Below are 12,412 nucleotides of genomic sequence, written 5' to 3'. Positions count from 1 at the left end.
AGGATTTGAACCTACGACCTTCGGGTTATGAGCCCGACGAGCTACCAGACTGCTCCACCCCGCGCCCGAAAGAGAAAAAAATTGTAGCGTGCAGTGGCAGGACCAGTCAACGCTGCCAATAGGAGAAGGAAAATTCGGTCACAATGGCCTTTTCGTCTTCGTCGCAAACCTATTTCCTTAAATGAAACAAAAAGATAAATATCTTCCTCTCCTCCGGAAGCTTATCGGAAAAACCGTTCGTTACTACGGCATTCCCCACATCGTGGTGGAAATCCTGGAGGAAGGGCCTGCACTTGTCCTGGAGCCCCAGCAAGGGGCAGAGTCAATCCAGCTGGACAGCTACGGTCGTCCCCGGCGCACGGCCCCACAGCCTAGCGTAGTCGAACTTCCCCCTGCCTTCTGGACGGAGGGCTGGTTACCCGAAGGATTGGAGCTTCCATAAATTATCAATTCCTCCCCAAGGCCTCAGAGTTCTCTTTTATCCCTCAATAAAATAAATGCATCAAGCTGCAAAGAGCGCCGTGCTACTTTTGCTCTGGCGAAAAAATCAGACAAGTATGGCCAGGAGGCGGAGAAAATGCCCAGGCTTGTAAATCCCCACGGAGGAGGTAGTCTTAAACCTCTGTTGCTCCCCGAAGAAGTCCGCAAGGAAGAATTAAAGCGGGCGCGGAGTCTGCCCCCGGTGCGCCTTTCTTCCCGGGAAAAAGGCGACCTCATCATGCTCGGGATCGGTGGCTTCACACCTCTCGACGGATTCATGACCCGAGCCGATTGGGAAGGGGTGTGCGACGGCTACAAGACGGCAAGCGGCCTCTTTTGGCCGATTCCCATCACTCTGTCCACCGACGAAGCAACCGCCCAGGGCATCCAAGCCGGCATGGAAATCGCCTTGGTGGACGGCGAGGCCGGTACCATCATGGCGACCATGAAGGTCACCGAGAAGTACACCATCGACAAGGCACACGAATGCATGATGGTGTACAAGACGACAGACCCAGAGCACCCCGGGGTAAAAATGGTGCTGGATCAGGGGCCGGTAAATTTGGCGGGCCCGGTGAAGGTGCTTTCTGAGGGCGACTTCCCGACCCGGTACCCGGGCATCTATATGACTCCCGCCCAAACTCGCGCGATCTTTGAGAAGAAGGGGTGGGCGACGGTGGCGGCGTTCCAGACCCGCAATCCCATGCACCGTTCCCACGAATACCTAGTGAAGATCGCCATCGAGGTCTGCGATGGTGTTTTGATCCACAGTCTGCTCGGCAACCTTAAGCCAGGGGACATCCCGGCGGAGGTTCGCACGCGGGCGATCGCCACCCTCATCGATAATTATTTCGTGAAAGACACAGTCGTTCAGGCGGGCTATCCCCTCGACATGCGCTATGCAGGCCCTCGTGAGGCGCTGCTGCACGCCGTCTTCCGCCAGAACTACGGGTGTTCCCATCTCATCGTCGGGCGAGACCACGCTGGGGTCGGAAGCTATTACGGCCCCTTCGATGCCCATCGAATTTTCGACGAGATCCCCCGAGACGCCCTGGAGATCAGACCGCTCAAGATCGACTGGACCTTCTGGTGTTACCGCTGTGGTGGCATGGCTTCTGCCCGCACCTGTCCCCACGAAGACCGGGACCGTCTGTTGCTGTCGGGCACCAAGCTGCGGAAAGCCCTCTCCGAAGGGCTGGAGATTCCGAACGAGTTCAGCCGGCCTGAGGTGCTGGCCATCTTGCGCGAGTACTACAGCGGCTTGAAAGACGAGGAGCGGGTAGAAGTAAAGCTCAGCGGGCACTCGGCGCGCTGAGGGTGTTTTAAACCGCAGGAAATCTTTTTTTATAGCTCAATCCACTGGGAGATTGCGATGCCAACCTACGTGCGAACCGACAAGTGCGACGGATGCAAGGGCCAGGACAAGACCGCCTGTATGTACATCTGTCCTCACGATCTGATGCTGCTCGACAAGGACGGCTCCTTGACCGGCCACGCGATGAAGGCCTTCAACCAGGAGCCGGAGCAGTGCTGGGAGTGCTATTCCTGCGTAAAGATCTGCCCGCAGAACGCGATCGAGGTTCGGCATTACGCGGACGTCGTTCCCTTGGGCGCCTCGGTGCAACCGCTGCGCGGCACCGATTCGATCATGTGGACCATCAAGTTCCGCAACGGCACGGTCAAGCGCTTCAAGTTCCCAATCCGCACCACTCCCGAAGGTTCGATCGAGCCCTACGCCGGCAAGCCGGCGGCCAACATGGCGGAAATCGACGATCACGGCTCGCTCTTCACCCACGGGACCCACAAGTGCGACATGAGCCAGTTCATCCATTCCTGATGGAGCGCTGGCGAAAGCAAAAGACGGGACGCGGCTAACCGGCCCGGCCGCAGGCGGCTGGGCGCAGGGGATTACGAAAAGGTACGGGACACATGGCTAACGAATACGTGTTTGGCAATCCGGAAATCATCCAGGAGGAAGTGGACATCCTCATCATCGGCGGCGGCATGGCGGCCTGCGGTTGCGCCGTGGAGATCATGCGCTGGGCCGAGGGAACCGGCCTCAAGATCAAGCTGGTGGACAAGGCGGCGCTGTCGCGCTCCGGCGCGGTGGCCCAGGGGCTGTCCGCCATCAACACCTACGTGGGCGAGAACGATCCGGCGGACTACGTCCGCTACGTGCGCAACGACCTCATGGGCATCATCCGCGAGGACCTGGTGTACGACGTCGGCCGGCACGTGGACGACTCCGTGCACCTGTTCGAGGAATGGGGCCTGCCCATCTGGAAGCAGCCCGGCGACGAGGACAAGAAGCTCACCGAGGGCGGGAAGCCGGTGCGCTCGGGTCGCTGGCAGATCATGATCAACGGGGAGTCCTACAAGTGGATTGTCGCCGAGGCCGCCAAGAAGGCGCTCGGCATGGAGAACATCCAGGAGCGGGTGTTCATCGTCCGGCTGGTGACCGACAAGAACGATCCCAATCGGGTGGCCGGCGCCGCCGGCTTCTCGGTGCGGGAGCACAAGCTCTACATTTACAAGTTCAAGTGCTGCCTGCTCGCGTGCGGCGGGGCAGTGAACGTGTTCCGGCCCCGCTCCGTGGGCGAAGGGACGGGGCGCGCCTGGTACCCGGTGTGGAACGCGGGGTCCACCTATGCCATGGCGGCCGAGTGCGGCGCAGAAATGACGATGATGGAGAACCGCTTCGTGCCGGCGCGCTTCAAGGACGGCTACGGCCCGGTGGGCGCCTGGTTCCTGCTGTTCAAGGCCAAGGTGATGAACGGCCTGGGCGAGGACTACAACGCAGCCAACGCGAGCGAGATCAAGGACACCAAGCGCTTCGGCAAATACGGCCAGGGCGTCCCGGGAACCTGCCTGCGCAATCACCTGATGCTCAAGGAGATGCGCGAGGGCCGGGGCCCGATTTTCATGGACACGCCCACTGCCCTGGCAAAGCTCGCCGAGAACATGACGCCGAAGGAGATCAAGCACCTGGAGGCGGAGGCATGGGAGGACTTCCTCGACATGACCATCTCCCAGTGCGGGATTTGGGCGGGCGAGAACATCGAGCCGGATAAAAAGCCCTCCGAGATCATGCCGACCGAGCCGTATCTCCTGGGATCCCACGCCGGCTGCGCCGGCATCTGGGTCTCGGGTCCGACCGACCTGCCTGGGGTTCCGAAGGAATGGTCCTGGGGCTACAACCGCATGACCACCGTGAAGGGACTGTTCACCGCCGGCGACGGCGTCGGCGCTTCCGGCCACAAGTTCTCCTCCGGCTCCTTCACCGAGGGCCGGATCGCCGCGAAGGCGATGGTGAAGTTCGCCCTGGACAACAAGGACTGGAAGCCGGAGCTGTCGCGCAGCGTGGACGAGCTGGTGGAGGAGATCTACCGGCCGGTGAGAACCTACCTCCAGTACAAGGACTACACCACGGCTATCGACATCAACCCCCATTACATCACGCCCAAGATGTTGCAGTTCCGCCTGCAGAAGATCATGGACGAGTACGTGGGCGGCGTTTCCACCTGGTACCAGACCAACGCCAAGATGCTGGAGGTGGCTGAAGGCAAGCTGGAGATGCTCAAGGAGGATTCCCTCAAGATGCGGGCCAAGGATCTCCACGAGCTGCTGCGGGCGTGGGAGAACTACCATCGCATCATCGCCGCGGAGTGCCACATGAAGCATATCCAGTTCCGCCAGGAGACCCGGTACCCGGGGTACTACTACCGGACCGACTTCAATTACGTGGACGATGACAACTGGAAGTGCTTCGTCAACTCCACCTACGACCGCGAAACCAAGAAGTGGACTCTTAAGAAGGTGCCCTACGTTCAGTTGATCAAGGACTGAGCGCGGTCGTTTCGGGAGCTTCCAGGGGTCCCGGGGGTTCGGCGTCTCCGGGACCCTTTTGCTTTGATACTTTTCGTGCCATGAGCGAATTCCACGAGCCGCAACCATCGAGCCCCATCGTGCCAGTACAGCTCGGGCTGGACGACAAGTTCCAGTTCCGCTGCCATCGCGGCATCGCTTGTTTCAACAAGTGCTGCGAGAACATCGACATCCTGCTCACGCCTTACGACATCCTGCGCCTTAAGAGCCGCCTTGGCCTCACCTCGCGGGAGTTCATCGAGCGCTACACCGTGGATTGCACGCTCGACGCCCACGGCATGCCGGGGTTGAAGCTCAAGACCCAGGAGGCGAGCACCGCCTGTCAGTTCCTGACGCCCGAAGGCTGTGGCGTGTACGCCGATCGTCCCGCCGCCTGTCGCTATTACCCCCTGGGGCTCATGGCTATGCGAAAGAAGGACTCTTCCGTGGAAGAGGACTCCTACTTCGTAGTTAAGGAAGAGCATTGCCTGGGACACTTCGAACCGAAAACGCAGACCATTCGCGAATACCGCATCGAACAAGGAGTCGATGTGTACGACGAGATCAATCGCGAATGGAAAAGCATCATCCTCAAGAAGCGCTCCAGCGGGCCCGCTCTCGGGCGTCCCTCCCAGCGCAGCTTCGACCTGTTCTTCCTCGCCAGCTACGACGTGGACGGATTGCGGGAATTCGTGCAGAGCCCGCCGTTCCAGGAGGTATTCGACATCCCGCCGCAGGAATTGCAGGAGATCGTGAGCAGCGATGTGAAACTGCTGCAGTTTGGCTTTCGCCTGCTGAAACAGGTACTCTTTGGAGAACGGACCATCGCCGTCAAGCCGGCCGCGGTGGAAAAGCGCCGGGAGCGTTACCAGCGCAAGCTCCGGGAACAGGCCGAGCGAAAGGCGCAGCAACTGGCCGAGGAGCAGGACCAGGTTTACGACAGCCTCGATTGAGCCCCGTGCATGCCCGTGATTTCGCCGCCGAGTCGCTGCTGATCGAGCAAGAGCCCTACTACCAACCGGTCGGCACCGAAGTCGCCCTGTTCGAGGCCGCCTACGCGAGCCAGATCCCCGTATTGCTCAAGGGGCCGACCGGCTGCGGCAAGACTCGCTTCGTGGAGTACATGGCCTGGCGGCTCAAGCGGCCCCTGATCACGGTCGCCTGTCACGACGATCTCACCGCCTCCGACCTGGTCGGACGTTATCTCATCACCAGCAACGAGACCGTGTGGATTGACGGTCCCCTCGCCCGGGCGGTGCGCTGCGGCGGCATCTGTTACCTGGACGAGATCGTGGAGGCGCGCAAGGATACCACCGTGGTCATTCATCCCCTCGCCGACGACCGGCGCTGCCTGCCGATCGAGAAGCGCGGCGAGGTGCTGAAAGCGCCCAGGGAGTTCGTGCTGGTGATCTCCTACAATCCGGGTTACCAGAGCGTGCTCAAGGAGCTCAAGCACAGCACCCGCCAGCGGTTCGTGGCCATCGAGTTCGGCTATCCGGAGCCCGGGCTGGAGAAGACGATCCTCATGCGGGAGGCCGGCATCGACGGGCAAACGGCGGAAAAGCTGGTCAAGCTCGCGGCCATGACCCGCAGCCTCAAGGGCAACGGGCTGGACGAGGGGGCGAGCACCCGGCTGCTGGTCCACGCCGGTAAGCTGATCGCCAAGGGCGTGGATCCCCGGGCCGCCTGCCGCGGCGCCGTCGCCCAGGCACTATCCGACGAGCGCGATATGCTGATCGCGGTCGATGAGCTCATCTCCACCCTCTTCTGAGCCGCTGCCGCGCGCCGCTCTGGAGGAGCGGCTGGAGGAGCAGCTCAACCCGGTTCTCACTTCCCGCCGCACGGCCGCGGGTCTCGCGGCGGCGCTGGCCTCCCTTGGCGGGGAACAGCAGGGCTTCGTGCTGCATTGGGTCGCTGTGGTCGCTAAATGCAACGCGGAGCTCGCCTACCAGTTCGCGGCGCTGGCGCCCCAGGCCCTGGCCTTGCTTGGGCCCGAGGGCACGGAGGAGTGGCTGATCGGCGCCATGGACGTCTACGACAGGCAGGGTCTGTATCCTGCGTCCGCGACGCTGAAAGCGCTCCCCTCCTTCGTCGAACGCCATCGCAGCCGAGAACAGTGGGCCTTGTTCGAGGAGGTAGCGCCGGTACTGGAACTTTTTCTATGCGGGCTGTCCGGCCGGCGGCTGCGAGTGGCGGCAGCCGAAGTCGCCACCACGGATACCGAAATCGTCTACCTGCCCCCCTTTCTCGCCCGCTTCCCAACCCGAGCGCAGAATCTCCAGCTCTACAAGGCGACTGCGGCCCATCTGTGGGCCCAGACCCGCTTCGGCACCTTCAGCCTGCCGCGGGAGGCATATCCGACGGAAGAGCAGGCCCTTAAGCTGCTCAACGTGCTGGAGGCAATCCGTCTAGGGGCCTGCATTGCCCGTAGCCTCCCTGGGCTTGGCCGGCTTTTGGAGGCGTTCAGGGTGCACGAGCCCCTGGCGCCCGTGCCGGGCCTGGAGCGGCTCGAGGCGCCGGAGGCCACCGTAGCGGACAGCCTGGCGCTGCTTGCAAGCACTATCGATCGCCTGAACGATCCTGGTTGGTGCTACCTGGGGCGGCTTCAACCGGAGCGCGCCTTCGCGGTCCGGGAGGCCCGTCTGCAGCGGGAGCGGGAAGCCTTGCAGCGGGCCCTGGCCCGGCTCGCCTCCGGGCAGTCGCCACCGGGATCGACCGCCGCCCGCGGGGCCCCGCCCCGATGGTCGGTGCGCATCGAGGACGGAGGAATGAAGTTCGACGCCCGCGTGGAGCTCGACGGGAAGCCCGTCAACGTCCCGCCCGAAGTGCATCACCTGATCCAGTCCATCGTCCAGGACCTGGGCGAGCTTCCCCCGGAATACCTGGTACCGGCGGGAGATGCCGGGGCCCCCAGGGGAGCGTTCTGGCGCTTCGAGGCGGCCGGGAAAGCGCCGGAAGCGGCCCAGGGAGAGAAGGTCTATCTCTACGACGAGTGGGATTTCCGCCGCCGGCACTACCGGCGGCAGTGGTGCACCCTGCGGGAGCTGGACGTGCATCCGGCAACGCCCGGGTTCGCCCAGGCTACCTTGGAAAAGTACCGGTACCAGGTCGCCCAGCTTCGACGTGCGTTCGAGGCGCTACGGCAGGAGCAGCGGCGCCTGCGCAAAGAACCCTTCGGGGACGACGTGGACATCGACGCACTGGTCGAATCCCTCATCGATCTACGCCAGGGTATGGAATTGCCGGCGCGGCTGTTCGTGGAGCACCGCCGCACCGACCGGCATCTGGCTGCGCTATTCGTCGTGGACATGAGCGGCTCCACTAAAGGCTGGATCAATGATGCGGAGCGGGAAGCATTGGTCATGCTGTGTCAAGCTCTGGAAGCGCTGGGGGACCGCTATGCCATTTACGGTTTTTCCGGTATCACTCGCAAGCGCTGCGAATTCCATCGGGTAAAGCGCTTCGATGAGCCCTACGGCGAAGCGGTCGAGTCTCGCATCGGCGGAATCGTTCCCTTGGACTACACCCGTATGGGTCCGGCGCTGCGCCACGCAGCCCGCTTACTGGAGGCGGTGGAGGCGAGAACCAAGCTTCTGATCACCCTCTCCGACGGGAGACCCGATGATTATGGCGATGAGTACCGGGGGGAGTACGGGATCGAGGACACGCGCCAAGCGCTCCTGGAGGCGAAGCGCCTGGGCATCCATCCCTATTGCATCACCATCGACCGGGAAGCGCGGGCCTACCTGCCCCGCATGTACGGCGAAGTGAGCTACACGGTGGTGGACGACCCAGGGAAGCTTCCCTTCAAGGTGGCCGATATCTACCGTCGGCTCACCTTCTAATCTGCCTCAACGCCCGCCGCGCACCCAATCGATCACCGGTTTCCATTGCTCCGCATCCCTCTCCGCCAGGTAGCGCGGCAAATCGAAGACGCTTTGCCCCAGGAACGCAGCATTGGTATAGAGCACCGTGTCCCGGAGATAGGCGAGGATGGGCAGGTCATATTGCTTGAGGAATGCTTCCAGCGTGGCGGCCGCTCGGGTGCGGGGGTCTACACGTACGCCTACTACTCCCGCTGTAAGCCTGCGGCCGTGATGTACTTGGCCTGAGAGCAGCGCGTCCAAAAAGTCCCGGGTCGCTGCCATGTCGAACACCGAGGGTTGGACCGGAATGATGACCTTGTCAGCGAGCCGCAGCGCGTGCTCCAGGTTCTTGCCATGGAGCCCGGCTGGCGTGTCGATCACCACCCAGCTCCGGTCAGTCGAATCTCGATCTTTCGGGTCGCCGCCGTCCAGCCGCGCTACCCGGGGCAGATGGTCAGGCCGGATCGAGAGCCAAGTGAGGGCCGATTTCTGCCGGTCGATATCCCAGAGATAAACCTGCTCCTGAGCGGCGGCAAGACCTGCGGCCAGGTTGGTGGCTACGGTGGTCTTGCCGCTGCCCCCCTTCGGATTGGCCACCAGGATCGCACGCATGGCTTGTTGCCTTTCAGGCGACCCGCTGCGCCCGCTCGAGGGAAGTGACTTCTTGGGCGAGAGGGGCTTCGGCCGGTGCTTCTTCGGCGGCTGTTTCTCGCGGTCTGGCCTCGGCTGGAATGAGCTCGGCGTTGCGCTCCACGAGCGACGCCAGATCCTCCAGGGGGGGCAGCTCGTCCAGGGAACGTAAGTCGAGGTCGTCCAGAAACGCCTTGGTGGTAGCGAACAGCGCTGGCCGTCCGGGCACGTCTCGATGGCCTACCACTTCGATCCAACCCCGCGCCTCCAAGGTTTTGATCACCTGGGGAGACACCGACACGCCTCGGATGTCCTCGATGTCGCCCCGGGTCACCGGCTGCCGGTAGGCAATGATGGCTAGGGTTTCCATCACCGCCCGAGAGTACTTGGGGGGTTTCTGGGGATTGAGCCGGTCCAGATAGCGCTGATACTCGGGGCGGGAGCGAAAGCGCCAACCGCTCGCCACGCAAGTGAGCTCCACACCCCGGCCAGCCCAGTCCTGGCGCAACTCTTCCAGCAGCTTGCGGACGAGATCGGCTCCCAGGTCCTCGTCGAAGAGCCTGCGCAGCTCGGAAATCCCAAGGGGTTCGCCCGCCGTGAGCAGCGCCGTCTCGAGGATTTTCTTAATCTCGGCGAGATCAATCGGCGGTGAGAAAATTGGTGGTTCGGACATAGATGTTCCCAAAAGCTTCGCGTTGGATGACCTCCACCAGGCACTCCTTGGCCAGTTCCAGCAGGGCCAGGAACGTGACCACCAGGACGGGAACGCCCGCCTGCGGGTCGAACAGCGATTCGAATTCGACAAAATCCCGCCCCGCGAGCTGTCGCAGGATGCGGGTCATGTGCTCCCGGACCGACAATGCCTCCCGGGTTACACGATGATGCCGGGAGAGCTTGACCCGGTTAAGCAGGGCGAGCCAGGCGTTGCGCAGGTCGTCCACGTTTACCTGCGGCAGGCGTTTGACCGCTGCCTGCTCGATCCAGACCTGGACCAAAGCGAAATCGCGCAGCGCCTGTGGGATGCGTTCGAGCTGCTGGGCCGCCAGCTTGATCTGCTCATACTCCAGGAGCCGGCGTACTAGCTCCGCCCGGGGATCTTCCGCGGTCTCCTCGATGCGCGGTGGCCGTGGCAACAGCATGCGGGACTTGATCTCAATCAGCATGGCTGCCATGAGGAGATACTCCGCAGCCAGCTCCAGCTGGCTCGCCCGCATCATCTCCACGTACTCCATGTACTGGCGCGTGAGCTCAGCCATGGGAATGTCGAGCACGTCCAAGTTCTGCTTGCGGATCAAGTACAGAAGCAGGTCCAGGGGGCCCTCGAAGGCCTCCAGGAAAACTTCCAGCGCATCCGGTGGGATGTAGAGGTCCTTAGGCAGCTCCTGGAGAGCTTCCCCATAGACCTTGGCGACGGGGCCGCCGTCCATGACCGTGCTCATGGGCTGCTGCTCTGGCACATCGTGCTTGTCGCTTGATCGAGTGGCACGGGGGTGTATACGCGTCTACCGTCTTCCCGAGGAAGGAGGTGGATTGCCAAAGCATCGCGCTTTCGGAATCGGGCGGGCTGCCCAGGCGAGGTTAACTTTCTCACGGATTGTCCCCTGGGGCAACCGTCCCCATTGCCACCCGGCCCGCTCAAACGTAATCGAGCCCCATGACCTCCCGCACCTCCCGCATGGTCTCCTGGGCCAGCTTGCGCGCTTTTTCACAGCCGTCGGCGATGATGCTGCGCAGGAGCGTGGGATCTTCCTGGTAGGGCCGAGCGCGCTCCAGCATGGGCTTCTGCTCCGCCAGGATCGCATCGATGACTGGCTGTTTGCATTCCAGGCAGCCGATTCCGGCCGTCGTACATCCTTCCTGGACCCATTTGCGCCGCGCATCGTCCGAATAGACGAGATGGAACTGCCACACGGGGCAGCGGGCCGGATTGCCCGGATCCTGACGCCGCACCCGCGCCGGATCGGTGGGCATGGTACGAATCTTCTTGGCAATACTGTCGGGGGCTTCCCGCAGGCCGATGGTATTGTTGTAAGACTTAGACATTTTTTGCCCGTCCAAGCCCGGCAGGCGGGAGGCTTCGGTGAGAAGTGCCTCCGGTTCCGACAAAATCATCTTGCCTCCACCTTCCAGGTAACCGAACAGGCGCTCCCGGTCTCCCAGGCTTAGGTTCTGTGCCTCCTCCAGCAGCGCGCGCCCGGCCGCTAGCGCCTCGGCATCGCCCTGTTCCTGATAGCGGGTGCGCAGCTCCAGGTACAGCCGTGCCTTCTTGGCGCCCAACTTCTTTACTGCTTTGAGCGCCTTTTCTTCGAAATCCACCTCGCGCCCGTAGAGATGGTTGAAGCGGCGGGCGATTTCCCGGGTGAATTCGATGTGGGGCACCTGGTCCTCCCCCACCGGAACCCGGGTAGCCCGGTAAATGAGGATGTCAGCACTCTGCAGCAGCGGATAGCCCAGGAACCCATAGGTGGACAAATCCCGATCGGAAAGCTTCTCCTGCTGGTCCTTGTAGGTGGGCACCCGTTCCAGCCAGCCCAAGGGTGTCACCATGGAGAGCAGCAGGTGCAGCTCTGCATGCTCGGGGATATGGGATTGGATGAACAGGGTCGCCTGAGCCGGATCGACGCCGGCGGCGAGCCAATCGATCAGCATCTCCCACACACTGTCGGCGATCACCTGGGGTTCGTCGTAATGGGTGGTCAGCGCGTGCCAGTCGGCGACGAAGAATAAGCAGTCGTACTCGTGCTGGAGCTTTACCCAGTTTTTCAGCACACCATGGTAGTGGCCCAAGTGTAGGCTGCCAGTGGGCCGCATACCGGAGAGGACGCGTTCGGGAAACATGGTCAGGGGTGCGACGGATTCAGAGGTTGAAAAGCGCGAGGATTGCTCCCCGCGCAACCTCGTACAGGGGAAACAGAATCACGCTCAGCAAGGGGATGTTGAACACGCCCTCCAGGACAATCAGCCCAAGCAGTAGATAGATCCCGTAGGGTTCCAGGGCGGCATAGCGGTAGGCGAGCCGCCCTGGCAAGAGGCTCATGGCGATCCTGCTGCCGTCGAGGGGTGGGATCGGCAACAGATTAAGCACCATAAAGATGATGTTGACCTGAATGCCCGCGAGCCCCATGGCATAGAGGAACTCCGACCAGACGGCCCCTTCGTTCACCAGGGCAGCCTTGGCCACCAAGGCCCAGCACAACGCCATGGTGAAGTTGGCAGCGGGACCAGCGGCGGCAACCCACAGCATGTCCTGTTTCGGCCGGCGCAGATTGCCGAAATTGACCGGCACCGGCTTCGCCCAGCCGAACATGATGCCGCCCACCGCCAAGGTCACAAGGGGCAGAACGAGCGTGCCCACCGGGTCGATGTGGCGGATCGGATTGAGGCTGACCCGCCCCTGGGCGTAGGCGGTCAGGTCGCCGAAGTGTTTGGCCACGTAGCCATGGGAGGCCTCGTGGAGGGTGATGGCGAACACCACCGGCAAGGCGTAGACGGCGATCGCCTGGACTAGATGAGCATCCATGGAAGCGCCATTCTACCACCACCCCATTCCCCTGCCCGCCCACGCGGCTCAG

At 62.5% G+C, this 12,412-nt stretch carries 10 protein-coding genes and 1 pseudogene; 6 read left to right on the top strand and 5 right to left on the bottom strand.

Annotated elements, in window-relative coordinates:
• Window positions 1-577 precede the first annotated feature (577 nt).
• The 6 genes from sat (at window position 578) to V7Q81_RS11145 (ending at window position 8,189) form a co-directional block, all read left to right on the top strand.
• Complete coding sequence (sat, locus tag V7Q81_RS11170) at window positions 578-1,795, top strand: sulfate adenylyltransferase (protein ID WP_333843256.1); 1,218 nt, start codon at window positions 578-580, stop codon at window positions 1,793-1,795.
• Window positions 1,796-1,852: 57 nt separating this feature from the next.
• Window positions 1,853-2,317 (top strand): adenylyl-sulfate reductase subunit beta, encoded by a 465-nt coding sequence (aprB, locus tag V7Q81_RS11165; protein ID WP_333843254.1) that lies wholly within the window; start codon window positions 1,853-1,855, stop codon window positions 2,315-2,317.
• Between the two features lie 92 nt (window positions 2,318-2,409).
• Entirely contained in the window at window positions 2,410-4,326 is a 1,917-nt protein-coding gene (gene aprA / locus V7Q81_RS11160; protein ID WP_333843251.1) for an adenylyl-sulfate reductase subunit alpha, read from the top strand.
• Between the two features lie 80 nt (window positions 4,327-4,406).
• The gene (locus V7Q81_RS11155; protein ID WP_333843250.1) at window positions 4,407-5,297 is read left to right on the top strand and encodes a YkgJ family cysteine cluster protein; all 891 of its coding nucleotides are present in this window, start codon (window positions 4,407-4,409) and stop codon (window positions 5,295-5,297) included.
• 5 nt (window positions 5,298-5,302) lie between these two features.
• Complete coding sequence (locus V7Q81_RS11150) at window positions 5,303-6,115, top strand: CbbQ/NirQ/NorQ/GpvN family protein (RefSeq protein WP_333843247.1); 813 nt, start codon at window positions 5,303-5,305, stop codon at window positions 6,113-6,115.
• A complete protein-coding gene (locus tag V7Q81_RS11145; RefSeq protein WP_333843244.1) occupies window positions 6,090-8,189 on the top strand; it encodes a nitric oxide reductase activation protein NorD in 2,100 nt (699 codons plus the stop codon). Before V7Q81_RS11150 ends, V7Q81_RS11145 begins: the two co-directional genes overlap by 26 nt.
• Window positions 8,190-8,195: 6 nt before the next feature.
• On the opposite strand, the gene V7Q81_RS11140 is transcribed toward V7Q81_RS11145, so the two are convergent.
• The 5 genes and pseudogenes from V7Q81_RS11140 to V7Q81_RS11120 all read right to left on the bottom strand — a co-directional run bounded on the left by V7Q81_RS11140 (window position 8,196) and on the right by V7Q81_RS11120 (window position 12,360).
• Window positions 8,196-8,822: a ParA family protein gene (locus tag V7Q81_RS11140; RefSeq protein ID WP_333843242.1), complete on the bottom strand. Its 627-nt coding sequence runs from the start codon at window positions 8,820-8,822 to the stop codon at window positions 8,196-8,198.
• A gap of 154 nt (window positions 8,823-8,976) precedes the next feature.
• Window positions 8,977-9,513 (bottom strand): annotated as a pseudogene (gene scpB / locus V7Q81_RS11135) (SMC-Scp complex subunit ScpB); the annotation flags it as partial.
• Complete coding sequence (locus V7Q81_RS11130; protein ID WP_333843239.1) at window positions 9,479-10,279, bottom strand: segregation and condensation protein A; 801 nt, start codon at window positions 10,277-10,279, stop codon at window positions 9,479-9,481. The pseudogene scpB and the gene V7Q81_RS11130, both read right to left, overlap by 35 nt.
• Before the next feature lie 196 nt (window positions 10,280-10,475).
• Window positions 10,476-11,678, bottom strand: a complete 1,203-nt coding sequence (locus V7Q81_RS11125) for a tryptophan--tRNA ligase (protein WP_333843235.1) — start codon at window positions 11,676-11,678, stop codon at window positions 10,476-10,478.
• 19 nt (window positions 11,679-11,697) lie between these two features.
• Entirely contained in the window at window positions 11,698-12,360 is a 663-nt protein-coding gene (locus V7Q81_RS11120) for a site-2 protease family protein (RefSeq protein WP_333843232.1), read from the bottom strand.
• Window positions 12,361-12,412: the final 52 nt, after the last annotated feature.

The organism is Pelomicrobium sp., assembly GCF_036803785.1.
In the GTDB taxonomy this organism is placed as follows: Bacteria; Pseudomonadota; Gammaproteobacteria; order Burkholderiales; family UBA6910; genus Pelomicrobium.
This window is presented reverse-complemented; position numbering and strand designations above follow the sequence as displayed.

What these genes read in the sequence shown, in the direction of transcription:
- sat (WP_333843256.1), top strand. Translation starts at nt 578, where the DNA reads ATGCCCAGGCTTGTAAATCCCCACGGAGGAGGTAGTCTTAAACCTCTG.
- aprB (WP_333843254.1), top strand. Translation starts at nt 1,853, where the DNA reads ATGCCAACCTACGTGCGAACCGACAAGTGCGACGGATGCAAGGGCCAG.
- aprA (WP_333843251.1), top strand. Translation starts at nt 2,410, where the DNA reads ATGGCTAACGAATACGTGTTTGGCAATCCGGAAATCATCCAGGAGGAA.
- V7Q81_RS11155 (WP_333843250.1), top strand. Translation starts at nt 4,407, where the DNA reads ATGAGCGAATTCCACGAGCCGCAACCATCGAGCCCCATCGTGCCAGTA.
- V7Q81_RS11145 (WP_333843244.1), top strand. Translation starts at nt 6,090, where the DNA reads ATGAGCTCATCTCCACCCTCTTCTGAGCCGCTGCCGCGCGCCGCTCTG.
- V7Q81_RS11140 (WP_333843242.1), bottom strand. Translation starts at nt 8,822, where the DNA reads ATGCGTGCGATCCTGGTGGCCAATCCGAAGGGGGGCAGCGGCAAGACC.
- V7Q81_RS11130 (WP_333843239.1), bottom strand. Translation starts at nt 10,279, where the DNA reads ATGAGCACGGTCATGGACGGCGGCCCCGTCGCCAAGGTCTATGGGGAA.
- V7Q81_RS11125 (WP_333843235.1), bottom strand. Translation starts at nt 11,678, where the DNA reads ATGTTTCCCGAACGCGTCCTCTCCGGTATGCGGCCCACTGGCAGCCTA.
- V7Q81_RS11120 (WP_333843232.1), bottom strand. Translation starts at nt 12,360, where the DNA reads ATGGATGCTCATCTAGTCCAGGCGATCGCCGTCTACGCCTTGCCGGTG.